This is a genomic window from Aggregatibacter aphrophilus ATCC 33389 (assembly GCF_900636915.1).
In the GTDB taxonomy this organism is placed as follows: domain Bacteria; phylum Pseudomonadota; class Gammaproteobacteria; order Enterobacterales; family Pasteurellaceae; genus Aggregatibacter; species Aggregatibacter aphrophilus.
The window spans coordinates 2,229,297-2,253,137 of the sequence record NZ_LR134327.1; the positions used below are offsets into that span (position 1 = coordinate 2,229,297).

At 43.0% G+C, this 23,841-nt stretch carries 21 protein-coding genes, 2 tRNA genes and 3 rRNA genes; 12 read left to right on the forward strand and 14 right to left on the reverse strand.

The genetic code is table 11. The features are described 5' to 3' along the window. Nucleotides 1-112: 112 nt before the first annotated feature. The 8 genes from rrf to EL144_RS10735 form a co-directional block, all read right to left on the reverse strand. A 5S ribosomal RNA gene (gene rrf, locus EL144_RS10700) occupies nucleotides 113-228 on the reverse strand. 204 nt (nucleotides 229-432) lie between these two features. After that, a 23S ribosomal RNA gene (locus EL144_RS10705) occupies nucleotides 433-3,329 on the reverse strand. Nucleotides 3,330-3,727: 398 nt separating this feature from the next. Then, a tRNA-Ala gene (locus EL144_RS10710) sits at nucleotides 3,728-3,803 on the reverse strand. A gap of 95 nt (nucleotides 3,804-3,898) precedes the next feature. Continuing rightward, nucleotides 3,899-3,975: transfer RNA gene (locus EL144_RS10715), tRNA-Ile, on the reverse strand. An 85-nt stretch (nucleotides 3,976-4,060) separates the two neighbouring features. Next, nucleotides 4,061-5,600 (reverse strand): 16S ribosomal RNA (locus EL144_RS10720). Together the 16S, 23S and 5S rRNA genes with 2 tRNA genes alongside form the textbook arrangement of a ribosomal RNA operon. Nucleotides 5,601-5,869: 269 nt before the next feature. Next, nucleotides 5,870-6,706: a glutamate racemase gene (gene murI, locus EL144_RS10725; protein ID WP_065336542.1), complete on the reverse strand. Its 837-nt coding sequence runs from the start codon at nucleotides 6,704-6,706 to the stop codon at nucleotides 5,870-5,872. An 18-nt stretch (nucleotides 6,707-6,724) separates the two neighbouring features. After that, a complete protein-coding gene (locus EL144_RS10730; protein WP_005704623.1) occupies nucleotides 6,725-7,018 on the reverse strand; it encodes an RnfH family protein in 294 nt (97 codons plus the stop codon). Continuing rightward, the gene (locus EL144_RS10735; protein ID WP_032995333.1) at nucleotides 7,011-7,442 is read right to left on the reverse strand and encodes a type II toxin-antitoxin system RatA family toxin; all 432 of its coding nucleotides are present in this window, start codon (nucleotides 7,440-7,442) and stop codon (nucleotides 7,011-7,013) included. The genes EL144_RS10730 and EL144_RS10735 overlap by 8 nt, the downstream gene beginning before the upstream one ends. A 74-nt stretch (nucleotides 7,443-7,516) precedes the next feature. Between EL144_RS10735 and EL144_RS10740 the strand changes: the two genes are divergently transcribed. After that, nucleotides 7,517-7,933 carry an EamA family transporter gene (locus tag EL144_RS10740; protein WP_005704620.1) on the forward strand — a complete coding sequence of 139 codons (417 nt, stop codon included), beginning with the start codon at nucleotides 7,517-7,519 and terminating at the stop codon, nucleotides 7,931-7,933. A 101-nt stretch (nucleotides 7,934-8,034) separates the two neighbouring features. On the opposite strand, the gene gap is transcribed toward EL144_RS10740, so the two are convergent. Then, nucleotides 8,035-9,039: a type I glyceraldehyde-3-phosphate dehydrogenase gene (gene gap / locus EL144_RS10745; RefSeq protein ID WP_005701219.1), complete on the reverse strand. Its 1,005-nt coding sequence runs from the start codon at nucleotides 9,037-9,039 to the stop codon at nucleotides 8,035-8,037. 254 nt (nucleotides 9,040-9,293) lie between these two features. Here gap and gmk point away from each other — a divergent pair, with 254 nt between their 5' ends. The 7 genes from gmk to xseA all read left to right on the forward strand — a co-directional run bounded on the left by gmk (nucleotide 9,294) and on the right by xseA (nucleotide 17,600). Continuing rightward, complete coding sequence (gene gmk / locus EL144_RS10750; protein ID WP_005704619.1) at nucleotides 9,294-9,920, forward strand: guanylate kinase; 627 nt, start codon at nucleotides 9,294-9,296, stop codon at nucleotides 9,918-9,920. 62 nt (nucleotides 9,921-9,982) lie between these two features. After that, a complete protein-coding gene (gene rpoZ, locus EL144_RS10755) occupies nucleotides 9,983-10,249 on the forward strand; it encodes a DNA-directed RNA polymerase subunit omega (protein WP_005701221.1) in 267 nt (88 codons plus the stop codon). 44 nt (nucleotides 10,250-10,293) lie between these two features. Further along, on the forward strand, nucleotides 10,294-12,417 hold the full coding sequence (gene spoT, locus EL144_RS10760) for a bifunctional GTP diphosphokinase/guanosine-3',5'-bis pyrophosphate 3'-pyrophosphohydrolase (RefSeq protein ID WP_005704618.1): 2,124 nt from the start codon (nucleotides 10,294-10,296) through the stop codon (nucleotides 12,415-12,417). After that, nucleotides 12,417-14,498 carry an ATP-dependent DNA helicase RecG gene (gene recG / locus EL144_RS10765; RefSeq protein ID WP_065336544.1) on the forward strand — a complete coding sequence of 694 codons (2,082 nt, stop codon included), beginning with the start codon at nucleotides 12,417-12,419 and terminating at the stop codon, nucleotides 14,496-14,498. The genes spoT and recG overlap by 1 nt, the downstream gene beginning before the upstream one ends. Beyond that, the gene (locus tag EL144_RS10770) at nucleotides 14,491-14,994 is read left to right on the forward strand and encodes a chorismate--pyruvate lyase family protein (RefSeq protein ID WP_005704614.1); all 504 of its coding nucleotides are present in this window, start codon (nucleotides 14,491-14,493) and stop codon (nucleotides 14,992-14,994) included. The genes recG and EL144_RS10770 overlap by 8 nt, the downstream gene beginning before the upstream one ends. 67 nt (nucleotides 14,995-15,061) lie before the next feature. Further along, nucleotides 15,062-16,276 carry a ribosomal protein uL16 3-hydroxylase gene (locus EL144_RS10775; RefSeq protein WP_005704613.1) on the forward strand — a complete coding sequence of 405 codons (1,215 nt, stop codon included), beginning with the start codon at nucleotides 15,062-15,064 and terminating at the stop codon, nucleotides 16,274-16,276. Next, entirely contained in the window at nucleotides 16,260-17,600 is a 1,341-nt protein-coding gene (gene xseA, locus EL144_RS10780; protein ID WP_005704612.1) for an exodeoxyribonuclease VII large subunit, read from the forward strand. Before EL144_RS10775 ends, xseA begins: the two co-directional genes overlap by 17 nt. A 4-nt stretch (nucleotides 17,601-17,604) precedes the next feature. On the opposite strand, the gene rapZ is transcribed toward xseA, so the two are convergent. The 5 genes from rapZ to lptC are packed head-to-tail and all read right to left on the reverse strand — an operon-like array spanning nucleotide 17,605 to nucleotide 20,832. Further along, a complete protein-coding gene (rapZ, locus tag EL144_RS10785) occupies nucleotides 17,605-18,459 on the reverse strand; it encodes an RNase adapter RapZ (protein ID WP_005704611.1) in 855 nt (284 codons plus the stop codon). 21 nt (nucleotides 18,460-18,480) lie between these two features. Next, nucleotides 18,481-19,008, reverse strand: coding sequence for a PTS IIA-like nitrogen regulatory protein PtsN (gene ptsN, locus EL144_RS10790; RefSeq protein ID WP_005704610.1), 528 nt, complete (start codon nucleotides 19,006-19,008; stop codon nucleotides 18,481-18,483). Nucleotides 19,009-19,011: 3 nt separating this feature from the next. After that, entirely contained in the window at nucleotides 19,012-19,737 is a 726-nt protein-coding gene (lptB, locus tag EL144_RS10795) for an LPS export ABC transporter ATP-binding protein (RefSeq protein ID WP_005701231.1), read from the reverse strand. An 8-nt stretch (nucleotides 19,738-19,745) separates the two neighbouring features. Beyond that, nucleotides 19,746-20,267 carry a lipopolysaccharide transport periplasmic protein LptA gene (lptA, locus tag EL144_RS10800; RefSeq protein ID WP_005701233.1) on the reverse strand — a complete coding sequence of 174 codons (522 nt, stop codon included), beginning with the start codon at nucleotides 20,265-20,267 and terminating at the stop codon, nucleotides 19,746-19,748. After that, complete coding sequence (gene lptC, locus EL144_RS10805; RefSeq protein WP_005704608.1) at nucleotides 20,248-20,832, reverse strand: LPS export ABC transporter periplasmic protein LptC; 585 nt, start codon at nucleotides 20,830-20,832, stop codon at nucleotides 20,248-20,250. Before lptC ends, lptA begins: the two co-directional genes overlap by 20 nt. 230 nt (nucleotides 20,833-21,062) lie before the next feature. Here lptC and mlaF point away from each other — a divergent pair, with 230 nt between their 5' ends. The 4 genes from mlaF to mlaC are packed head-to-tail and all read left to right on the forward strand — an operon-like array spanning nucleotide 21,063 to nucleotide 23,840. Next, nucleotides 21,063-21,860 (forward strand): phospholipid ABC transporter ATP-binding protein MlaF, encoded by a 798-nt coding sequence (gene mlaF, locus EL144_RS10810; RefSeq protein WP_032995332.1) that lies wholly within the window; start codon nucleotides 21,063-21,065, stop codon nucleotides 21,858-21,860. Continuing rightward, nucleotides 21,854-22,639 carry a lipid asymmetry maintenance ABC transporter permease subunit MlaE gene (mlaE, locus tag EL144_RS10815; RefSeq protein WP_005704606.1) on the forward strand — a complete coding sequence of 262 codons (786 nt, stop codon included), beginning with the start codon at nucleotides 21,854-21,856 and terminating at the stop codon, nucleotides 22,637-22,639. The genes mlaF and mlaE overlap by 7 nt, the downstream gene beginning before the upstream one ends. Before the next feature lie 22 nt (nucleotides 22,640-22,661). Beyond that, nucleotides 22,662-23,171 carry an outer membrane lipid asymmetry maintenance protein MlaD gene (gene mlaD, locus EL144_RS10820; protein ID WP_005704605.1) on the forward strand — a complete coding sequence of 170 codons (510 nt, stop codon included), beginning with the start codon at nucleotides 22,662-22,664 and terminating at the stop codon, nucleotides 23,169-23,171. A 27-nt stretch (nucleotides 23,172-23,198) separates the two neighbouring features. Further along, complete coding sequence (gene mlaC / locus EL144_RS10825) at nucleotides 23,199-23,840, forward strand: phospholipid-binding protein MlaC (protein WP_005704604.1); 642 nt, start codon at nucleotides 23,199-23,201, stop codon at nucleotides 23,838-23,840. Nucleotide 23,841: the final 1 nt, after the last annotated feature.

The following is a 23,841-nucleotide window of genomic DNA, read 5'->3' on the forward strand; positions in this document are numbered from 1 at the left end:
TTGCTCTCTTTCTTTGCCTTTAGTCTTTCTTCAACCTTTAACTTAATCCTGTTTATCCGCTTTGCCCAAAAACAAAACCCCCCGATGCATTCACATCAGGGGGCTACATTCAGCTTGGCGGTGACCTACTCTCACATGGGAACATCCCACACTACCATCGGCATTACGGCGTTTCACTTCTGAGTTCGGGATGGAGTCAGGTGGACCCACCGCATTATCGCCGCCAAAATTCGGTCGATGACTTAAAATCCGTCTTCTTTATCTTACTCTCTATCCTTCAAACCAAAACAAGCTGACTCTCAACTTTCTCTCTGTATCATCACCTCTATTCCCGGTGAATCACCTACAGTCTCTCTTTACTCTCTCTTAACTGCTACTCACCCAATTCCGCCCTCATGCCTCAGGTCTCCCCAAAAAACACTTGAGCGTTGTATGGCTAAGCCTCTCGGGCAATTAGTACATGTTAGCTCAATGGCTCGCACCACTTACACACCATGCCTATCTACGTCTTAGTCTTAAACAACCCTTACAGATTTATAATCTGGGAGAACTCATCTCTTGGCAAGTTTCGTGCTTAGATGCTTTCAGCACTTATCTCTTCCGCACTTAGCTACCCGGCAATGCGTCTGGCGACACAACCGGAACACCAGCGGTGCGTCCACTCCGGTCCTCTCGTACTAGGAGCAGCCCCAACCAATTCTCCAACGCCCACGGCAGATAGGGACCGAACTGTCTCACGACGTTCTAAACCCAGCTCGCGTACCACTTTAAATGGCGAACAGCCATACCCTTGGGACCTACTTCAGCCCCAGGATGTGATGAGCCGACATCGAGGTGCCAAACACCGCCGTCGATATGAACTCTTGGGCGGTATCAGCCTGTTATCCCCGGAGTACCTTTTATCCGTTGAGCGATGGCCCTTCCATGCAGAACCACCGGATCACTATGACCTACTTTCGTACCTGCTCGACTTGTCCGTCTCGCAGTTAAGCTTGCTTATACCATTGCACTAACCTGACGATGTCCGACCGTCATTAGCAAACCTTCGTGCTCCTCCGTTACTCTTTGGGAGGAGACCGCCCCAGTCAAACTACCCACCAGACACTGTCCGAGACCACGTTTCGTCATCTTCGTTAGAACATCAAACGTTAAAGGGTGGTATTTCAAGGTCGACTCCAACAATACTGGCGTATCATCTTCATAGTCTCCCACCTATCCTACACATCAAAATTCAATGTTCAGTGTCAAGCTATAGTAAAGGTTCACGGGGTCTTTCCGTCTAGCCGCGGGTACACCGCATCTTCACGGCGATTTCAATTTCACTGAGTCTCGGGTGGAGACAGCCTGGCCATCATTATGCCATTCGTGCAGGTCGGAACTTACCCGACAAGGAATTTCGCTACCTTAGGACCGTTATAGTTACGGCCGCCGTTTACTGGGGCTTCGATCAGGTGCTTCTCTTGCGATTACACCATCAATTAACCTTCCAGCACCGGGCAGGCATCACACCCTATACGTCCACTTTCGTGTTTGCAGAGTGCTGTGTTTTTAATAAACAGTTGCAGCCAGCGGGTCACTTCGACCGGTTCAACCTTCAGGGGTAAACCCTTACAATCTACGCCGGCGCACCTTCTCCCGAAGTTACGGTGCTATTTTGCCTAGTTCCTTCACCCGAGTTCTCTCAAGCGCCTGAGTATTCTCTACCTGACCACCTGTGTCGGTTTTCAGTACGGTTTAGATAAACCTGAAGCTTAGTGGCTTTTCCTGGAAGTGTGGTATCGGTTACTTCAGCTCCGTAGAGCCTCGTCATCATCTCTCAGTGTTAAGGAAGTCCGGATTTGCCTAAACTCCCCACCTACCAACTTAAACGTGCATATCCAACAGCACGCTAACCTAACCTGCTCCGTCCCCACATCGCAGTTTATCCAAGTACGGGAATATTAACCCGTTTCCCATCGACTACGCTTTTCAGCCTCGCCTTAGGGGCCGACTCACCCTGCCCCGATTAACGTTGGACAGGAACCCTTGGTCTTCCGGCGAACGGGTTTTTCACCCGTTTTATCGTTACTTATGTCAGCATTCGCACTTGTGATACGTCCAGCAGCCCTCTCGAGCCACCTTCTTCCGCTTACACAACGCTCCCCTACCCAACAGTATTGCTACTGATGCCGCAGCTTCGGTGCTATATTTGAGCCCCGTTACATCTTCCGCGCAGGCCGACTCGACTAGTGAGCTATTACGCTTTCTTTAAATGATGGCTGCTTCTAAGCCAACATCCTAGCTGTCTAAGCCTTCCCACTTCGTTTCCCACTTAATATAGACTTTGGGACCTTAGCTGGCGGTCTGGGTTGTTTCCCTCTCCACGACGAACGTTAGCACCCGCCGTGTGTCTCCTGAGTATCACTCTTCGGTATTCGCAGTTTGCATCGGGTTGGTAATCCGGGATGGACCCCTAGCCGAAACAGTGCTCTACCCCCGAAGGTGTCCACTCAAGGCTCTACCTAAATAGATTTCGGGGAGAACCAGCTATCTCCCGGTTTGATTGGCCTTTCACCCCCAGCCACAAGTCATCCGCTAATTTTTCAACATTAGTCGGTTCGGTCCTCCAGTTAGTGTTACCCAACCTTCAACCTGCCCATGGCTAGATCACCGGGTTTCGGGTCTATACCTTGCAACTACTCGCCCAGTTAAGACTCGGTTTCCCTTCGGCTCCCCTATTCGGTTAACCTCGCTACAAAATATAAGTCGCTGACCCATTATACAAAAGGTACGCAGTCACCCTTTCAGGCTCCCACTGCTTGTACGTACAAGGTTTCAGGTTCTATTTCACTCCCCTCACCGGGGTTCTTTTCGCCTTTCCTTCACAGTACTGGTTCACTATCGGTCAATCAGGAGTATTTAGCCTTGGAGGATGGTCCCCCCATCTTCAAACAGGATATCACGTGTCCCGCCTTACTTGTCGTTAGCTTAGTACCATAACCTGGACTTCGAGTACGGGGCTATCACCCTGTGTCGCCAAGCTTCCCAGCTTGTTCCTCTGCCTCTGTCATTATCACTAACAGGCTCCTTCGCGTTCGCTCGCCGCTACTAACGAAATCTCGGTTGATTTCTTTTCCTCGGGGTACTTAGATGTTTCAGTTCTCCCGGTTCGCCTCATTATCCTATGGATTCAGATAATGATAGTGGGTTCTTCACCCACTGGGTTTCCCCATTCGGACATCTTGGATTAAACGCCTCTTATCGACTCATCCAAGCTTTTCGCAGATTAGCACGTCCTTCTTCGCCTCTGATTGCCAAGGCATCCACCTTGTACGCTTTGTCACTTAACCATACAACCTCAAGTATTCTTATGATTAACTCAACCTTATGATTAACTCAACCTCATGAACTTAACATTAAATTGAAAATCCACTTAAAATCACAACATTGAATCGAAAAACACTTAACGCCGCTAAGCAGTAACAGTTAATTTATTAAGAGTAATCACCTTTTATCAATCACTCTCACTCAGACTTTCTTGAAAGTCTCGTTTTCAGCTTGTTTCCGGTTTGTTAAAGAACAGGTTTTTATAAAGAAGTTTGTTTCTTTATCATCATAGTTAAATTTATTGACTTGATATCTTTACGCCTACCTATTTGGACCACAAATAACGTATCTACTTTAAGTAAAGAAGATAAGTATGGTATTTTTAATAATACGTATGCAATAAACTTAACTATGACGATATTGGTGGAGATAAGCGGGTTCGAACCGCTGACCTCCTGCGTGCAAGGCAGGCGCTCTCCCAGCTGAGCTATATCCCCAATCATATCCTTTGGCTTTCACTCACACATAGTGCTTTTGATATATTGAAAGTTAATTCACAATGAAATTAACCAACCAAACTCACCAGTCTAAGTGGTGGGTCTGAGTGGACTTGAACCACCGACCTCACCCTTATCAGGGGTGCGCTCTAACCACCTGAGCTACAGACCCAACAGGATTTCTTGTCTTCTATAGTGTTCTGGCTCTGTCTACAATCATCAGCCAAACTGTGTGGACACTTAAGTTCGTCTTTCGGTAAGGAGGTGATCCAACCGCAGGTTCCCCTACGGTTACCTTGTTACGACTTCACCCCAGTCATGAATCATACCGTGGTAAACGCCCCCCTTGCGGTTAAGCTATCTACTTCTGGTACAACCCACTCCCATGGTGTGACGGGCGGTGTGTACAAGGCCCGGGAACGTATTCACCGCGACATTCTGATTCGCGATTACTAGCGATTCCGACTTCATGGAGTCGAGTTGCAGACTCCAATCCGGACTTAGACGTACTTTCTGAGATTCACTCCACCTCGCGGCTTCGTCGCCCTCTGTATACGCCATTGTAGCACGTGTGTAGCCCTACTCGTAAGGGCCATGATGACTTGACGTCATCCCCACCTTCCTCCGGTTTATCACCGGCAGTCTCCTTTGAGTTCCCGACCAAATCGCTGGCAACAAAGGATAAGGGTTGCGCTCGTTGCGGGACTTAACCCAACATTTCACAACACGAGCTGACGACAGCCATGCAGCACCTGTCTCATGGTTCCCGAAGGCACTCTCATATCTCTACAAGATTCCATGGATGTCAAGAGTAGGTAAGGTTCTTCGCGTTGCATCGAATTAAACCACATGCTCCACCGCTTGTGCGGGCCCCCGTCAATTCATTTGAGTTTTAACCTTGCGGCCGTACTCCCCAGGCGGTCGATTTATCACGTTAGCTACGGGCACCAAGCTCAAAGCACAATCCCCAAATCGACAGCGTTTACAGCGTGGACTACCAGGGTATCTAATCCTGTTTGCTCCCCACGCTTTCGCACATGAGCGTCAGTACATTCCCAAGGGGCTGCCTTCGCCTTCGGTATTCCTCCACATCTCTACGCATTTCACCGCTACACGTGGAATTCTACCCCTCCCTAAAGTACTCTAGACCCCCAGTCTGAAATGCAATTCCCAGGTTAAGCCCGGGGATTTCACACCTCACTTAAAAGTCCGCCTGCGTGCCCTTTACGCCCAGTTATTCCGATTAACGCTCGCACCCTCCGTATTACCGCGGCTGCTGGCACGGAGTTAGCCGGTGCTTCTTCTGTGATTAACGTCAATTTGTTGCGCTATTAACACAACAACCTTCCTCGTCACCGAAAGAACTTTACAACCCGAAGGCCTTCTTCATTCACGCGGCATGGCTGCGTCAGGGTTGCCCCCATTGCGCAATATTCCCCACTGCTGCCTCCCGTAGGAGTCCGGGCCGTGTCTCAGTCCCGGTGTGGCTGGTCATCCTCTCAGACCAGCTAGAGATCGTCGGCTTGGTAGGCCATTACCCCACCAACTACCTAATCCCACTTGGGTTCATCCTATGGCATGTGGCCCGAAGGTCCCACACTTTCATCTCCCGATTCTACGCGGTATTAGCGACAGTTTCCCGTCGTTATCCCCCTCCATAAGCCAGATCCCCAAGCATTACTCACCCGTCCGCCACTCGTCAGCATAAGTACAAGTACTTACCTGTTACCGTTCGACTTGCATGTGTTAAGCCTGCCGCCAGCGTTCAATCTGAGCCATGATCAAACTCTTCAATTCAAAAAGTTTAATCGCTCAATACTGCTGACTTAATTAATCTATCTATAAATAAACGAATCTTCGTAGCACTATTCAGTTCAATTTTAAAATTCTTTTAAAAACGAATCTTCAAGTGCCCACACAGTTTGTCTGATTGATTGTTAAAGAACAAAAAACGACGCGCTGTTTAGTGCTTTACAACGGCGCGTCGTTGTGGGGGCGTATTATAGGCTTTTATCCAGACCTTGCAACCCCTTTTTGTGATTTTTTGCAAAATATTTTTCGATTGATTATTTTTTATCAAATTCGCACAAAATTTCGCTATCAATATCCAGTAAACTTAATTTTTCAAAACCCAATGAATGAATACGTTGTAATAAGCTATCTTCTTTTACAAGCGGCTTGGTACAAAACACTTGAGAATTCATTTGATTTTTTGACCGCACTTTTACCTCTTTTAGTAAGGATTTCACCCGTTTTGCAATTGCTACGCCAGAATCAATAAAATACTTAACTTGCGGTAAACATTGCTGAATTTCAGATTTGATAAGCGGGAAATGCGTACAGCCCAGTACGACAGCGTCTAAATCAGGTATATTTTCCCATTCACTCAATTCTACTTTTATCTCATTTAAATCAATAGGATAACCATGCAACTTGTGTTCGGCCAATTCCACTAATTTTGTACTACCAATTTTCTCAACCTGACAAAAAGAGGCATATTTATCAATTAAATCAGATAAATATTGACGTTTTACCGTTCCCTTAGTGGCAAGCAATCCGATATGCTTAGTTTGCGTTTGTTCTGCCGCAGGTTTAATCGCAGGTACCGTACCAACAATAGGAATGGAAAAATGTTTACGCAATACCGGCAAAACCACCGTACTTGCCGTATTACAGGCGATAACAATAAGATCTAAAGGATACATGTTGTCGATACATTGGCAAATTTTTAACGTACGCTCAACAATGCCTTCTTCAGGCTTTTCAGAATAGGGAAAAAACGCATTATCGAAACAGTAGAGGTAATGACAATCGGGGAGTAATTTCTGTACTTCTTGATAAACACTTAAGCCGCCAACGCCGGAATCAAAAAAAAGGAGCGTAGGTTTGGGTAGGGTCACCATAATAACTTTAATTAAATATTATTTCTTCTTTGCCTGTTCTTCGGCACGTTTCCGACGAATTTCTTTCGGATCGGCGAGTAACGGACGATAAATTTCAATACGATCGCCGTCTTTTAATTGATCGGTGAGTTTTACCGGACGACTGAAAATACCGATTTTGTTATTGCGTAAATCAATATCGGTAAATTGCTGTAATATTCCTGATTGCAAAATAGCGGTTTGTACCATCGTGCCTTCATCTACACTAAAAGATTTTAGATAATGATAATCAGGAAATGCATAAGCAATTTGAATTTTAATCTTATCAACCATAAATTTGTTTTGCTCTCTGTTTAAAGGCATCAATCATTTTATTGGTTAAATGAGTAAAGATCTGACCGAACGCAAATGCAACCAATGGATTAGAAAATTCAAATTCTAAATAGAGCTGAATTTGACAGCTTGTTTCATCTAATTCAACAAACCGCCATTCGCCTTGTAAAAATTTGAATGGGCCATCGACCAATTGCATCTTAATAGATTGATTCTCCACCATTGTATTACAGGTAGTGAACTTTTGTCGAATACCCGCCTTACTTATTTCTAATTCTCCAGTTAATTGCACCGCACTTTTTGTTAAAGTTCTACTGCCAACACAACCGGGAAGAAATTCGGGATAGCGTTCATAATTGTTCACAAGTTGGTATATTTGGGCTGCACTGTAAGCAACCAGTGCTGATTGGTTAACGGTAGTCATGTCAAGGTAAATTTCTTTGTCGAAAAACGTGGTGTATTATAAAGGAAATTGTGTAAAAACATTAAGGAATAAATATGAATTGGGTGTGGTTTGCGATCGGTTCCGCATTTTTTGCCGGGTTAACCGCCATTTTGGGAAAATTAGGTGTGGAAGGATTGAATAGTAATTTGGCCACATTTATTCGTACTGTGGTGATTTTATTTGTTGTGATGGCCATTATTTCAATGCGAAATGAGTGGCAGTTACCGCAACATATTGTGGCTAAGCCGGTGATTTTTTTAATTCTATCAGGCATAGCAACAGGTCTTTCTTGGCTGTGTTATTATCGTGCGTTACAACTTGCCCCTGCGTCTTGGGTGGCGCCGATTGATAAACTCAGTGTGGTTATTGCCATTATTTTAGGAATAACCGTATTAGGTGAGCCTATCAGCGCAAAATTGTTGATTGGTGCAGGCTTGATTTTATCCGGCGTGTTGGTGTTGGCGTTTTAAAAAATACCCGAAAAAACGACCGCACTTTTCATTTTTTTCGCTATTCTCAAGCAAAAAAATAGCTCCTAAAAAGGAGCTATTTTTATCGTTGAAACTCAGGATTAGCCTTTGTAGTTGTAAACGTGAGCAACTAAGTCTAATACTTTGTGAGAGTAACCGGTTTCGTTATCGTACCAAGATACAAGTTTCACGAATGTGTCGGTTAATGCAATACCTGCAGCAGCGTCAAACACAGAAGTGAGTGAGCAACCGTTGAAGTCGGTAGAAACTACTGCATCTTCAGTGTAGCCTAAAACGCCTTTCATTTCGTTTTCGGAGGCGCGTTTTAATTCCGCACAGATTTCCGCGTAAGTTGCAGGTTTTTCAAGGTTAACGGTTAAGTCAACAACAGACACGTTTGGAGTTGGAACACGGAACGCCATACCGGTTAATTTGCCGTTTAATGCAGGAATAACTTTACCTACAGCTTTGGCTGCACCGGTAGAAGATGGGATGATGTTTTGTGCCGCACCACGACCACCGCGCCAGTCTTTTGCAGATGGACCGTCAACAGTTTTTTGTGTTGCTGTGGTTGCGTGAACAGTGGTCATTAAACCGTCTTTGATACCGAATTTGTCGTTGATAACTTTTGCTAATGGCGCTAAACAGTTAGTTGTACAAGACGCGTTAGAAACGATGTCTTGGCCTTTATAAGCATCAAAGTTTACACCACGTACGAACATTGGTGTGCTGTCTTTGGATGGACCGGTTAAAACAACTTTTTTCGCACCGGCAGTGATGTGTTTACGAGCTGTTTCGTCAGTTAAGAATAAACCAGTTGCTTCAACTGCAACATCAACACCGATTGCACCCCAGTTAAGGTTAGCTGGATCACGTTCAGCAGTAACGCGGATAGTTTTGCCGTTTACCACTAGGTTGCCGTCTTTTACTTCAACTGTGCCATCGAAACGACCGTGAGTTGAATCATATTTTAACATGTAAGCCATGTATTCAACGTCGATTAAGTCGTTGATACCGACTACTTCGATGTCATCACGATGTTGTGCTGCACGAAATACGATACGGCCGATACGACCAAAACCATTGATACCAATTTTAATTGCCATAAGATTTCACCTTATATTTTTAAGTTAAACGAAAAGGTTAAATAAATAGAAGTGGATGTTTGATTTCCATCTACCAATTTCGAGGGGGATTATAACATGCTTTCTTGAATTTGAGAATGTATCTCTTTTGGGGATGAACAAAAAAACATGATAGTTCACCGAATAAAAAAATTCTGTAAAAAATGACCGCACTTTTGCTGATTTTTTATTAACTTAGGGGCATAATAGCGAAAATCATTAACGAGAGAATCATTATGTTACAAGGCAATTTATACATCATTTCCGCGCCAAGTGGGGCCGGCAAATCTTCATTAATTAGCGCATTATTAAAAAGAGCCAACAGCCATAAAATGATGGTTTCCGTATCTCATACGACCAGACCGCCCCGCCCTGGTGAACAAGAAGGTGTACATTATTATTTTGTGTCCCATAGCGAATTTGAAGACCTCATCGCACGACATGCGTTTTTAGAATATGCCAAAGTGTTTGGTGGCAATTATTACGGCACTTCTTTGTTTGCTATTGAGGAAAATTTAGCCAAAGGTATTGATGTGTTTTTAGATATTGACTGGCAAGGCGCACAACAAATTCGTAAAAAGGTAGCGGGCGTAAAAAGCATTTTTATTCTGCCGCCGTCATTAAGTGAGTTGGAAAAGCGCTTAATCGGACGCGGACAAGACTCCGCAGAAGTGATTGCCGACCGCATGGAAAAAGCCATGAGCGAAATTTCCCATTATGATGAGTACGATTATGTGATTGTGAATGATGATTTCGAACAGGCACTCTTTGATTTGCAAGCAATTTTGCGTGCCGAACGTTTAACACTAAGTCACCAACAACAAGAAAATAAAGGCTTAATTGAACAATTACTGGCAAATTAAGGGTAGTTTTAGTATCATACTGCCCTTTTAGATTCATTAGATTTAGCAAACTGGAGTAATTTATGGCTCGTGTAACCGTGCAAGATGCAGTAGAAAAAATTGGTAACCGTTTTGATTTAATTTTAACTGCGGCTCGTCGTGCAAGACAATTGCAGTTACATACCCGCGAACCGTTGGTGCCGGAAGATAACGATAAGCCAACTGTTATCGCGTTGCGTGAAATTGAGAAAGGTTTAATTAACAATGAAATTTTAGATGCGCAAGAACGCCAAGAACATTTGGCGCATGAGCGTGTTGAAGTGAGCGCCGTTTCTTTGTTGTCCGAGTAAAGTGCGGTTAATATTTACAACGTTTTTAGTCAGTTGGGTGTGTTTTGTATCTATTCGAAGGCTTAAATCATATTATTCAGGAATACTTACCGCCTGAACAAGTTGAATTAGTTAAACGTGCATTTGTGATTGCCCGCGATGCACACGAAGGACAGTCTCGCTCTAGTGGCGAACCTTATATCACCCACCCTGTCGCCGTAGCGTCCATTATTGCCGGGATGCGTTTGGATCATGAGGCAGTAATGGCGGCTTTATTACATGATGTAATTGAAGACACGCCTTATACAGAAGAACAACTGAAAGGCGAATTCGGTGCTAGTGTCGCTGAAATCGTTGAAGGCGTTTCTAAATTAGATAAGCTCAAATTTCGTACCCGTCAAGAAGCTGAGGTCGCCAATTTCCGTAAGATGATCTTGTCAATGACCAAGGATATTCGCGTCGTGCTGATAAAACTTGCCGACCGAACCCATAATATGCGTACCTTAAGCGCATTACGTCCTGATAAACGTCGTCGAATTGCCAAAGAAACCCTCGAAATTTACGCCCCACTTGCTCATCGTTTAGGCATTGAACATATCAAAAATGAGCTTGAGGATTTGGGCTTTGAGGCGATGCATCCCCAACGTTATGCTGTGCTGCAAAAAGTCGTGCAAATCGCACGTGGCAATCGTAAAGACATGATTGAACGTATTTCTGCAGAAATTAAAGGGCGATTAGAAGATGTGGGCATTCAAGCGCGAGTCTTTGGGCGTGAGAAGCATCTCTATGCCATTTATCAAAAAATGCGCTTAAAAGATCAACAATTTCATTCTATTATGGACATTTACGCGTTCCGTACTGTTGTGAATAATGTGGATACTTGCTATCGCGTTTTAGGACAAATGCACAGCCTTTATAAACCACGTCCGGGGCGGGTTAAGGATTATATTGCGGTGCCGAAAGCTAATGGCTATCAATCCTTACATACCTCTATGATCGGCCCGCATGGTGTGCCTGTTGAAGTGCAAATTCGCACAGAAGAAATGGATCAAATGGCGGAAATGGGCGTAGCCGCACATTGGGCATATAAACAAGGCGGGAAAAATGATAGTACGCCGGCGCAAATTCGCGCTCAACGTTGGCTACAAAGTTTGGTAGAACTGCAACAAAGTGCGGGTAATTCTTTCGAATTTATCGAAAGCGTGAAATCCGAATTTTTCCCGAAAGAAATTTACGTGTTTACGCCAAAAGGTCGTATTGTGGAATTACCGAAAGGGGCTACTCCGGTAGATTTTGCATATGCAGTACATACCGACGTGGGTAAAAATTGTGTGGCGGCTAATGTCGATCGCAAACCATACCCATTATCCCAAGCTTTAGAATCCGGACAGACAATTGATATTTTAACCTCACCCAATGCGCGTCCGAATGTGGCTTGGTTAAATTTTGTAGTTACCGCAAAAGCCCGTTCCAGTATCCGCCATGCATTAAAAGATTTACGCCGCGATGAAGCTATTGAGTCGGGCAGACGCCAATTAGCGCATGCTTTAAGCCCGCTAAAACTGGAAGAACTTAATCTAGAATTCACTCAAAATGTATTAACCGATCTCAAATTAGCTAGCCTTAATGATTTATTTATGGAAATCGGTTTGGGCAATCAAATGAGTACGGTAATTGCACATCGTTTGTTGGGAGAATCTATCGAAATCGACACTGATGGTAATCCGGATAACAATGCAACTCCATTAGAAATTAAAGGTAATGGCGGTTTATTAACCACCTTTGCGCAATGTTGTCATCCTGTGCCGGGCGATCCGATTATTGCATATGCCAGCCCGGGCAAAGGCTTGGTCATTCACCACGAATTGTGTTCTAATTTGAAAAACCGCAAAGATGATCCTAAACATTATATGTCTGTGGATTGGGAAAAAAGCGATACGCAAATTGAATTTGAGACCGAATTGCGTATTGAAATGATTAACCAACAAGGTACTTTGCCACATTTGATGTCCACCATTTCTTCCATGGACAGCAATATTCAAAGCATTTGGACGGAAGAACAGGAAGGCCGTTTATATCAAATTATCGTGTTATTAACGGTAAAAGATATTAAACACTTGGCAAATATCATCCGTAAAATCAAACAGATGCCTGAATTGATTCACATTGAACGTAACATCAATCAATAATGCACGCCCAATTATTAGATGCCATTCCACTCACTGCCATCTCCGGTGTTGGGGCTGTAATTGCAGAAAAACTAGGCAAAGTGGGCATTTTAAATCTGCAAGATCTTCTATTTCATCTTCCTCTGCGTTATGAAGATCGTACCCGCATCACCCCCATCATTGATCTCCGACCTGAACAATATGCCACTATAGAAGGTGTAGTGCAAAGCACGGAAGTGCAATTTGGACGCCGTCCAATGTTAATGACATACCTGTCTGACGGCTCAGCAAAACTCGCGTTACGTTTTTTTAATTTTAACGCCGGGATGAAAAACAGTTTACAACCGGGGGCAAGGGTAAAAGCCTTTGGTGAGGTGCGTCGTGGGCGTTTTATGGCAGAAATGCACCATCCTGAATATCAAATTATTCATGACAATAAACCTTTGGTTTTGTCGGAAACGTTAACGCCGATTTATCCTACAACCGAAGGTTTAAAGCAAACTTCTTTGCGTAAACTCATCGCTCAGGCTCTACAGGTGTTGGAAAAAACACCATTAGCGGAATTATTGCCAACGGAGTTTAACCCACACCCTTTTGATCTCAAGTCAGCAATTCAGTTTTTACACAATCCGCCACCGGATGTTTCGTTGGAGACGTTAGAAGAGGGGAAGCACCCAGCCCAACAGCGCCTCATTTTTGAGGAATTGCTGGCGTATAATTTAGCTATGCAAAAAGTGCGGTCAGGAATTCAGGAGAATTTTGCAGAACCATTACGTGCGCAATCGGATTTAAAACAACGCTTTTTAGCACAATTACCTTTCACACCGACCCATGCACAATTGCGCGTTACCCAAGATATTGAACAGGATTTGCAGCAAAATTATCCTATGATGCGCTTGGTGCAGGGCGATGTAGGCTCCGGTAAAACATTGGTCGCCGCATTAGCGGCGTTGACGGCAATTGATAATGGTAAACAAGTGGCGTTAATGGCTCCAACAGAAATTTTAGCCGAACAGCATGCCACAAATTTCCGCCGTTGGTTTGAGCCGCTTGGCATTGATGTCGGTTGGCTGGCCGGCAAAGTCAAAGGTAAACAACGCACTGCTGAATTAGAACGGATTAAAAACAGCCATGTACAAATGGTGGTCGGGACGCACGCCCTATTTCAAGACGAAGTTGCATTTCATAATCTGAGTTTGGTCATTGTGGATGAACAACATCGTTTTGGCGTACACCAACGTTTAATGTTGCGTGAAAAAGGCAACCAAGCAGGCGTTTATCCTCATCAGCTTATTATGACCGCCACGCCGATTCCACGCACATTGGCCATGACTGTATATGCCGATTTGGACACCTCAATTATTGACGAGCTACCGCCCGGACGTACGCCAATAACAACAATTGCTATCTCTGAAGATCGTCGTGCCGACATTATTGAGCGGGTTAACCAGGCTTGTACAGAAGAAAAGCGGCAGGCTTATTGGGTCTGTACCTTGATTGATGAGTCAGAAGTATTGGAAGCGCAAGCCGCCGAAGCGGTTGCTGAAGATCTTCGTAAAATCCTACCGCACTTACGTATCGGTCTGGTACACGGGCGAATGAAGCCTGCTGAAAAACGAGAAATTATGCAAGAGTTTAAGGATGCTAATTTGGATTTACTGGTCGCGACGACAGTGATTGAAGTGGGCGTCGATGTGCCAAATGCCAGTTTAATGATTATTGAAAATGCCGAACGCCTAGGGTTATCGCAACTTCACCAATTACGCGGTCGGGTTGGGCGTGGCACCACAGCTTCTTTTTGCGTACTAATGTATAAACCGCCATTAGGTAAAATTTCGCAGAAACGCCTGCAGGTAATGCGGGACACGCAAGATGGCTTTGTCATTTCGGAAAAAGATTTAGAAATTCGAGGACCGGGCGAAGTGCTTGGCACTAAACAAACAGGCATTACCGAATTTAAAGTAGCAAATTTAATGCGAGATCGTAAAATGTTACCGACCGTGCAGTTTTATGCCAAACAACTCGTACAAAAATATCCACAGCAGGCAGAATTGCTCATTCGTCGCTGGCTGAATAATCGAGAGATTTATAGCAATGCCTAATTCCATTTTTCCCCGTTTACAATGGCATGAAGAACAGGTTTTGCAGACCATGCAGATTCCATTAACCGTTCAAAGTTGGTTATTTGAAAAAGGCTCGTTAACAGCAAGATTAAAGCAAGTCTGCCAACAGTTTGATGTTAAAGTGCAGTCTGAGAAATGGATAGAAAAAATATTTGAAAATGAGACCGCACTTTTGCCGAATAAGCCCTACTGGTGTCGAGAAGTCTTGTTATATGGTGATAACAGTCAGTGGGTTGCTGCACGCACATTAATTTCATATGAACTGCTGAAATCTCATCAAAATTTGTTACAATTAGGCACGAAACCTATTGGTGAATGGCTTTTTACTCAAGCGCTTCAACGGCAAAAAATTCAGTGGGCATTTGATTACCAAACTCAATATTATGCCCGTCGCTCTTTGATTTTCATTCAGCAAGTACCATTGTTGATTAGTGAAATCTTTCTGGAGCAAAGTTTATTTTCTGAAATTAATTAAAGAAACTTGTCTGTTATATAAAAAATCTTTCCAGATACACTGATTCATATATAACTAAGGAATATACATGAGTAACTATTGTTTACCTCCCGAAATAACGCCGGAAATCTTTTTACGTGATTACTGGCAAAAAAAACCATTACTCATTCGTAACGGCCTACCTGAAATTATCGATGAGCTTGATGCATCGGAAATTATGAATTTAGCGCAGTCAGAAGATGTTACCGCGCGTCTAATAAAGCAACATTCTGAAGACAACTGGGAGTTATTTACCAGCCCGTTTGACTTAGATGACTTTGAAAATTTACCTGATAGATGGTCTATTCTGATCCAAAATTTGGAACAGTGGTCACCGACATTGGGCAGTTTATGGAACAAATTTGGTTTCATCCCGCAATGGCAACGTGATGACATCATGGTTTCCATGGCGCCGGATGGCGGCTCAGTCGGCAAGCATTATGATGAATATGATGTATTTTTGGTGCAAGCATATGGTCATCGTCGTTGGCAGTTGGGTAAATGGTGTGATCCGTCAACCGAATTCAAGCCGAATCAACCAATTCGTATTTTTGATGACATGGGTGAGTTGATTTTTGATGAAGTATTGGCACCGGGTGATGTGCTGTATGTACCATCCCGCTTATCGCACTATGGTGTTGCACAAGGTGACAGTTTAACGTTCTCCTTCGGTTTACGTTATCCAAATGCGACAGATTTAATTGAAAATCTTAGCGAAAATTTGCGTCATCCAAATTTAGAAACTAACGAATTAGCGATTCCGTTCCGCTTAAATCCAAACGTACAGAAAACCGGTAAACTGGATCCGCAAATGGTTCAACAGCTAAAACAGCAGTTCTTACAGCAGCTGTCTGAGTCTGAGCAATTTGATCAGTTATTCCAACAAACCGTTGCAACCACAGTCAGTCGCAGACGTTACGACCTTTGGGAAATGCCGGAAATGGCAGATCCTAGTGATGTTCTTGATGCTTTCGAAAGCGGTGCAACATTGGTTCAAGATAATAACTGCAAACTGCTTTACACCGAAAGCCCATTGCGCGTTTATGCTAACGGCGAATGGATGGACGAACTCACTGATACCGAAGTGGAAATCTTAAAACAATTAGCCGATGGCGAAGCGGTTGATTATGCGTTTTTAACCCGTTTAATTGAAAATGCCGAAGATAAACAAGCCGCTTTGGATATTTTAATCGATAGCATTTGCAACTGGCTGGATGATGCTTTGGTGTTGTTACACGAGAAGGTGAATGAAGTCGACTGGTAATATTTATTCTGTCAGCCAACTCAATCAATCCGTGCGATTAATGTTGGAAAATCAACTGGGGCCTGTTTGGCTGACCGGTGAAATTTCCAACTTTAGCCAACCGGTTTCCGGTCACTGGTATTTAAGTCTAAAAGACGAAAACGCCCAAGTGCGTTGCGCCATGTTTCGTATGAAAAATATGCGTGTGGGATTTCGTCCGACCAACGGAATGCAAGTGTTGGTGCATGCCAATGTAACGTTGTATGAGCCTCGCGGTGATTATCAACTGATTATTGAAAGCATGCACTTGGCCGGTGAAGGTTTATTAATGCAGCAATTTGAAGCATTAAAATTGAAGCTGGCGACAGAAGGGTTATTTGCACAACATCTCAAAAAAAACCTACCGCACTTTAGTAAAGCGGTAGGTATTATCACGTCAAAAACCGGGGCGGCATTGCAGGATATTTTACATATTTTGCAACGTCGTGATCCGAGTCTTCAGATTGTTATTTATCCAACGGCCGTACAAGGCAAAGATGCGGCGGTCGAAATCGCGCAGATGATCGAATTGGCCAATCGGCGCCAAGAAGTAGATGTACTGATCGTTGGCCGTGGCGGAGGTTCATTGGAAGATTTATGGTGTTTCAATGAAGAAATTGTGGCTCGTGCTATTTTTCATTCTAATCTTCCGGTGATTAGCGCCGTAGGGCATGAAACCGATGTCACCATTGCGGATTTTGTTGCCGATTTACGTGCTCCAACCCCCTCTGCCGCGGCAGAATTGGTTCGTCGGAATCAAACGGAATTACTGCAACAGCTTCAATATCACCGACAACGTATCGAAATTGCGTTGGATCGTCTATTTGTGGAGAAACAACAGATACTACGGCATCTGTCTTTGCGCTTGCAAAATCAACATCCTCAGGCACAACTCCGCATTCAGCAACAGCTAATCACACAGTTAAGCCATCGATTGCAACAAAGCTTACGTCATCATTGCCAAAAAACATCGGAAAATCTGACCACACTTTCGACGCGGTTGTATAAAAACCCGCTACCATTACGTATACAACAACACGAACAACAACTCTCTCAGCTAAAAGTGCGGTTAAATTCCCAAATGAATTTAACCCTAGGTCTTCAACAAAAACAGTTAGCACATCTGTGTGGTAAGTTGGATAGTTTAAGCCCGTTAAAAGTTTTAGCACGTGGCTACTCTATTACACAAAACCAACAAAATTTGACGATTCGTTCGATCAAAGAAGTGAATGTTGGTGAGCAAATCAGAACCCGATTGGCCGACGGGGAAATTATCAGCCAAATCAGTCGATTAGAGAAAACATAAAAGATTATTTTTTATGTTTTTCTAAAGAGCGGTGTAAAATTTTAACGTTTTTGCCTTTATCTTGGAAATATCTTCCCAACTGTTCGGCAATATAAACTGAGCGATGCTTGCCACCGGTACACCCAATAGCAATCGTTAAATAGCTACGATTGTTTTGTTCTAGCAAAGGCAACCAAGTTTCAATATAAGAACGGGTTAAATAAATAAACTGATGTACGTCATTATGTTTATTTAAAAATTCTGCGACCGGTTCATCTAAGCCTGTCATAGGACGCAAAGCGTGGTTCCAATGCGGATTCGGTAAGAAGCGAACATCAAACACATAGTCCGCATCAAGCGGAATACCATATTTAAAACCGAAAGACTCCACCACAATCTTCAACTCAGTGTCAGAGTGGCCACGCAAAAACTCGCGCAAATGTTCCGCTAATTCATGGGTAGATAAAGAGCCCGTATCAATAATCAAATTGGCTTGTTGAATCAAAGGTTCAAGATGCTTTGTTTCTTCTTCAATGGCGGATTCAAGAGAAAGATCTTTGGTGGAAAGCGGATGCAAGCGACGGGAATCACTGTAGCGGCGAACTAAGGTGCTGTTATTGGCATCTAAGAAAATAATTTTGACATTGTGCTGTTGCTGAATATCGTTAATAGTATTTTCCAATACTTGTGGAGAAGTGGGTAAATTGCGAATATCCAAACTAATCGCCACGGCCGACTGGTTAACAGACAGAATTTCAATCAGTTTCGGTAGTAAATCCAATGGCAAATTATCTACGCAATAATAACCCATATCTTCTAACGCTCTTAACGCTACGGATTTACCTCCGCCCGAACGACCACTAATGATGATAATTTCCATAATGTTTCTCAATTATTCAACTTATTCTTCCGAACCGCCCTGCATTGATATTGACGTCTCTGTCTCTGCCGGTTCTACCTGCACAACCTCGCATTGATCATAATGCAAAAAAATTTGCCAAATTTCATCCGCACTTTTGGCAGCACGCAATTGCTTACACAATGATTTATCCGTTAAATGTTCAGCTAATGTCGGAAGACAGCGCACATAGTCGCCACACATATTTTCAGGAATCAATACTGCAAAAATCAAATCAACATCCCGTTTATCAGCAGCATCGTAATCAATGGGAGTTTCCAATTGAATAAATACACCAACGGATTTTGTACCTTGTGGCAAGCGATCTTTTGGCATCGCTACGCCACCGCCTAAACCGGAGTTGCCTAATTTTTCACGGTTAAATAAACAATCAAAACAGCATTGTTCCCCATTTTCCATTTGCAGTTGTTCTTCCACAATACGCGCAATAGATTCAAACACGCGTTTTTTGCTAGAAGAAATCATTCCCTGGCGAATGGTCTGAGGTGTTAATAATTCGGTAAATTTCATAAGCTACAGTTGGAAATCGGCACCTAAATATACGTCTTTTACCAATTTGTTATTCATAATTTCGGTTGGCGTTCCTGTGGCAATCATTTTACCGGAACTCACAATATAAGCGCGTTCACATACATCCAGCGTCTCCCGCACATTGTGATCGGTGATCAGCACACCCAAACCACGATCGCGCAAGTCTTTGATAATTTTCTTAATATCAATCACCGAAATAGGGTCGACGCCAGCAAAAGGTTCGTCCAATAAAATAAACTTCGGATTCGCAGCCAATGCACGAGCGATTTCCACACGACGACGTTCACCACCGGATAATGATTGGCCCAAATTGTCTCGAATATGACCAATATTGAACTCATCAATCAACTCATCTGCACGCTCGCGACGTTGAAGTGCGGTCAAATCTTTCCGTATTTCTAATACAGCCATTAAATTTTCATACACGCTTAAGCGACGAAAAATAGACGCCTCTTGTGGCAAATAGCCCACGCCTTTTTGTGCTCGATTATGCATTGGCAACAAACTAATGTCCTCATCGTCAATTCGAATTTTGCCTTGATCATGATTCACCAAGCCAACGACCATATAGAAAGTCGTCGTTTTTCCGGCCCCATTAGGCCCAAGCAAACCGACAATTTCACCGGAATTTACGGTTAAACTAACATCAGAAACCACTTGGCGTTTTTTATAGCTTTTCGCTAAATTTTCAGCATACAGAATCGCCATTTTTCACCCTATTTCTTGCCTTTGGCATCATTTAATTGACTTGGAATTAATACGGTTTTCACGCGGGAGCCGGAAGAGCCATTTGCTTTCAACTGTTGTTTCTTCACATCATAAGTAATGACATTACCATTGATTTTGCTATCTAATTGCTTTAATTCCGCATTGCCGGTTAAGGTTAAAAACTCCGTGCCCAAATCGTAAAATACTTTATTGGCTTTGCCATCCACCGGTTTGCCGTCATCCATCATTTGATGGAAAGTTACCGGATTACCAAAGGCCTCAACAGTATCTTTTTTCTTCGAGTTCTCCTCTGGGCGGGTGATGATAACTTTATTCGCTTTTACCACGATGGAACCTTGTGTAATCACTACGTTATCGGTAAACGTCACCACGCGGTTGCTCATATCCAAAGATTGATTGTCGGACACGATGTTAATAGGTTGATTGGTATCGTCTTTCAACGCCAATGCAGATAGGGACATAAAAGTTACTGCAGAAACAAGAAGAATTTTACTGCTTACTGATTTCATAATGCGTTTTCACCTGTTCTTTTAAATTAGCTACTTGCTGTTGCAAATTACCCGTTAATTTTAAACCTGTCGAACTAAAATTCTGCCCATTTAGCTTCACCATTTTGTCCGAACGAATATCTTGTGTTGTTAAATTCACCACCGCACTTTCGGTCTCAATACGTTGCAAACGGGATAACGGAGAGAGACTTTGTGCCACCACATTACCGTCTAAATACAACATATTATCTTTAGTTAGTTTTGCTTTATCAGCGCTTAATTCCCAACTTTCTTTATCTGTCGAACCAGAATTTTGAATTTCAAGATCTAACAACCGCACTTTGGGCTTTTGGAAGTCGGTATGCCCGTCGGAAGTATAATGCTCCACTTTTTCGGAAGTAGCTAAATATTGCTTTTTACCAGTGGGAGAATACACAGTGGTATTCATTTTTTGCCCAATATATTCTGGACTATCCGCTTTTTTAATTAACCCATTCAAGCCTTCATCTTCTTGATTCAAACTATAAAACCAAGCCAATAAACCCAGCGCAATTACCGATAAAATAACAGTCCAACGAATATTCATAAGCCTATATTAAGTCACCTCAATTAATAATAGGGCGCAATCATAGCACAATTTTGTTAAAAACGCTTAAAAGTGCGGTGAGTTTTCCGAGGATTTATTGTGGGAACATTTGCAATGAAAAGCAGTCCAAGGCGAACATTCTATTTGACATTCATTGTAAATTAATAGAATATCACAGCTTATTTTTATTAACTCAAAAGGCACCTAACTCTTTGCCTAGATTAGATTTTATGAACGAATCTTTAATTGAAGTTAAACACCTGACATTTAAGCGTGGTGATCGAATTATTTATAACGATCTCAACCTGCGCGTTCCAAAAGGCAAAATCACCGCCATTATGGGACCCTCCGGAATTGGTAAAACCACGCTCTTAAAACTTATTGGTGGACAACTTATGCCGACTGAGGGCGAAATTCTTCTCGATGGGCAAGACATTTGCAAACTATCGAATCGCGAACTTTATGAAGTACGCAAACGCATGGGAATGTTATTCCAATCCGGTGCATTATTTACGGATATTTCTACCTTCGATAACGTAGCATTTGCCATCCGAGAGCACACTAATTTGCCGCCGTCATTAATCCGCAAAATCGTATTAATGAAACTAGAGGCCGTTGGTTTACGTGGTGCAGCAGACTTAATGCCCTCCGAACTTTCCGGCGGGATGGCGCGGCGTGCAGCACTGGCCCGCGCGATTGCCCTAGACCCTGATTTAATGATGTTCGATGAACCTTTCGCTGGTCAAGATCCTATTAGTATGGGCGTCATTCTCAGCCTAATCAAACGCTTAAACGAAGCATTGAATCTCACTTCTATCGTGGTTTCACATGATGTGCAAGAAGTGTTAAGTATTGCAGATTATGCTTATATTATCGCGGATAAACACGTCATCGCCGAAGGCACCTCGGAGCAGCTTTTAGCAAGCCAAGATCCGCAAGTCACTCAGTTTTTACAGGGACAAGCCGACGGCCCGGTACATTTCCATTATCCGGTACAAAATTATCTTGAGGAGTTGTTTAAATGTTAGTCAATTTCATTTCAGCCCTCGGACGCAATGCCATTAATTTCGGTCGAGCACTGGGTCGTGCCGGTTTTTTATTATTTGGCGCGTTAGTCGGTAAACCGCAAGTAAGTAAGCATTTCCCTCTCTTTATTAAACAATTACACGTACTCGGCGTGCAGTCGCTATTAATCATCATGCTCTCCGGTTTATTTATTGGTATGGTGCTTGGTTTGCAAGGCTATGTGGTACTAGTTGATTTCTCCGCAGAAACCAGCTTAGGCCAATTAGTTGCCTTATCCCTACTGCGAGAATTAGGCCCTGTTGTGACCGCACTTTTATTTGCTGGTCGAGCAGGCTCCGCACTTACTGCCGAAATTGGTTTAATGAAAGCCACCGAACAGTTATCCAGCTTAGAAATGATGGCAGTAGATCCATTGCGTCGAGTAATTGCACCGCGTTTTTGGGCAGGTATTATCGCTATGCCGATCCTTTCCATTATTTTTATCGCAATTGGGATTTGGGGTGGTTCTTTAGTCGGTGTAGATTGGAAAGGTATTGATGCCGGTAGTTTTTGGTCCGTAATGCAAAACTCAGTAACCTGGGGACACGATATTCTAAATGGCTCAATTAAAAGTTTATTTTTTGCCATTGCCGTCGTATGGATTGCATTATTTAACGGTTATGACTGCATGCCAACCTCCGAAGGTATTAGCAAAGCCACCACCAGAACAGTGGTTCATGCATCATTAGTGGTATTGGGTTTAGACTTTGTGCTGACAGCTATTATGTTCGGCGCTAATTAACCTCTGTTTGTAAGGAAATATTATGCGACAAACAATTAAATATGAATTTTGGGTAGGTTTATTTTTGCTATTAGGCATTGCCTCTCTTGTCTTTTTAGGCCTAAAAGTTGCTAATGTACAAGGCTTTAGTAACACAAAATCTTACCAAGTTTATGCAACTTTCGATAATATCGGCGGACTAAAAGTGCGAGCTCCACTTAAAGTAGGTGGCGTAGTCGTCGGACGAGTATCTAATATTGAATTGGATCCAAAAACCTATTTACCGAAAGTGACTATTGTGATTAACCAAGAATACAATAAGATTCCTGAAACCAGTTCATTATCAATTAAAACATCAGGATTATTAGGCGAACAATACATTGCATTAAACATCGGCTTTGATGATGGCGATATTGCAATGTTGAAAGATGGTGACAAAATTGTCGATACAAAATCTGCGATAGTGCTGGAAGATCTTATCGGCCAATTCTTATACGGCAATAAAGATAAGAAAACGGAAGGCGAAGAAAATGACGCAGCCACAAGTAACTAATTCAAACAACCTACAGGAGAAGGATGTATGTTAAAACTCAATGTAAAACGCTGCTTAGCAAAAACGTTAGTAATTTTCACCGCACTTTTTGCTGTGCAACAAGTCATGGCGGAGGATACACCATATGATTTAACTAAACAAGTTTCCGACAAATTGTTTAGTGACATTAAATCAAGCCAAAGCAAAATCAAACAGAACCCGAATTATCTCAAAACGATTGTACGCCAAGATTTAATGCCGTATGTTCACGTGAAATACGCCGGCTCCAAAATCTTAGGACAAAATTATAAAACCGTAACACAAGAAGAACGGGATCGCTACTTCGCTGTATTGGACAAATACATCGAACAAGTTTATGCACAAGTGTTAACCATGTATAGTGATCAAAGTATCCAAATCGGAAAAATTAAAGAGGAGTCTGCTAGCCTTGCTATCGTGAACGTCAAGGTTGCCCAACCAAATAATCAACCGCCTTTAAATGTGGACTTCTATTGGTATAAAAACAGCAAAACCGGTCAATGGCAAGTGTATGACATGACTGCCGGCGGTGCTAGCATGGTCAATACAAAACAGCAAGAATGGAGTCCGATTATTCGCAAACAAGGGCTTGACGCATTGACTGCACAGCTACAAAAATCTGCTGACACCCCAATTACCTTGAGCAAATAAT

Excerpts from the sequence above, each read along its gene's own strand:
- murI (WP_065336542.1), bottom strand. The coding sequence starts at position 6,706 with ATGGTGACCCTACCCAAACCTACGCTCCTTTTTTTTGATTCCGGCGTT.
- EL144_RS10730 (WP_005704623.1), bottom strand. The coding sequence starts at position 7,018 with ATGGTTGATAAGATTAAAATTCAAATTGCTTATGCATTTCCTGATTAT.
- EL144_RS10735 (WP_032995333.1), bottom strand. The coding sequence starts at position 7,442 with ATGACTACCGTTAACCAATCAGCACTGGTTGCTTACAGTGCAGCCCAA.
- EL144_RS10740 (WP_005704620.1), top strand. The coding sequence starts at position 7,517 with ATGAATTGGGTGTGGTTTGCGATCGGTTCCGCATTTTTTGCCGGGTTA.
- gap (WP_005701219.1), bottom strand. The coding sequence starts at position 9,039 with ATGGCAATTAAAATTGGTATCAATGGTTTTGGTCGTATCGGCCGTATC.
- gmk (WP_005704619.1), top strand. The coding sequence starts at position 9,294 with ATGTTACAAGGCAATTTATACATCATTTCCGCGCCAAGTGGGGCCGGC.
- rpoZ (WP_005701221.1), top strand. The coding sequence starts at position 9,983 with ATGGCTCGTGTAACCGTGCAAGATGCAGTAGAAAAAATTGGTAACCGT.
- recG (WP_065336544.1), top strand. The coding sequence starts at position 12,417 with ATGCACGCCCAATTATTAGATGCCATTCCACTCACTGCCATCTCCGGT.
- EL144_RS10770 (WP_005704614.1), top strand. The coding sequence starts at position 14,491 with ATGCCTAATTCCATTTTTCCCCGTTTACAATGGCATGAAGAACAGGTT.
- EL144_RS10775 (WP_005704613.1), top strand. The coding sequence starts at position 15,062 with ATGAGTAACTATTGTTTACCTCCCGAAATAACGCCGGAAATCTTTTTA.
- xseA (WP_005704612.1), top strand. The coding sequence starts at position 16,260 with ATGAAGTCGACTGGTAATATTTATTCTGTCAGCCAACTCAATCAATCC.
- rapZ (WP_005704611.1), bottom strand. The coding sequence starts at position 18,459 with ATGGAAATTATCATCATTAGTGGTCGTTCGGGCGGAGGTAAATCCGTA.
- ptsN (WP_005704610.1), bottom strand. The coding sequence starts at position 19,008 with ATGAAATTTACCGAATTATTAACACCTCAGACCATTCGCCAGGGAATG.
- lptB (WP_005701231.1), bottom strand. The coding sequence starts at position 19,737 with ATGGCGATTCTGTATGCTGAAAATTTAGCGAAAAGCTATAAAAAACGC.
- lptA (WP_005701233.1), bottom strand. The coding sequence starts at position 20,267 with ATGAAATCAGTAAGCAGTAAAATTCTTCTTGTTTCTGCAGTAACTTTT.
- lptC (WP_005704608.1), bottom strand. The coding sequence starts at position 20,832 with ATGAATATTCGTTGGACTGTTATTTTATCGGTAATTGCGCTGGGTTTA.
- mlaF (WP_032995332.1), top strand. The coding sequence starts at position 21,063 with ATGAACGAATCTTTAATTGAAGTTAAACACCTGACATTTAAGCGTGGT.
- mlaE (WP_005704606.1), top strand. The coding sequence starts at position 21,854 with ATGTTAGTCAATTTCATTTCAGCCCTCGGACGCAATGCCATTAATTTC.
- mlaD (WP_005704605.1), top strand. The coding sequence starts at position 22,662 with ATGCGACAAACAATTAAATATGAATTTTGGGTAGGTTTATTTTTGCTA.
- mlaC (WP_005704604.1), top strand. The coding sequence starts at position 23,199 with ATGTTAAAACTCAATGTAAAACGCTGCTTAGCAAAAACGTTAGTAATT.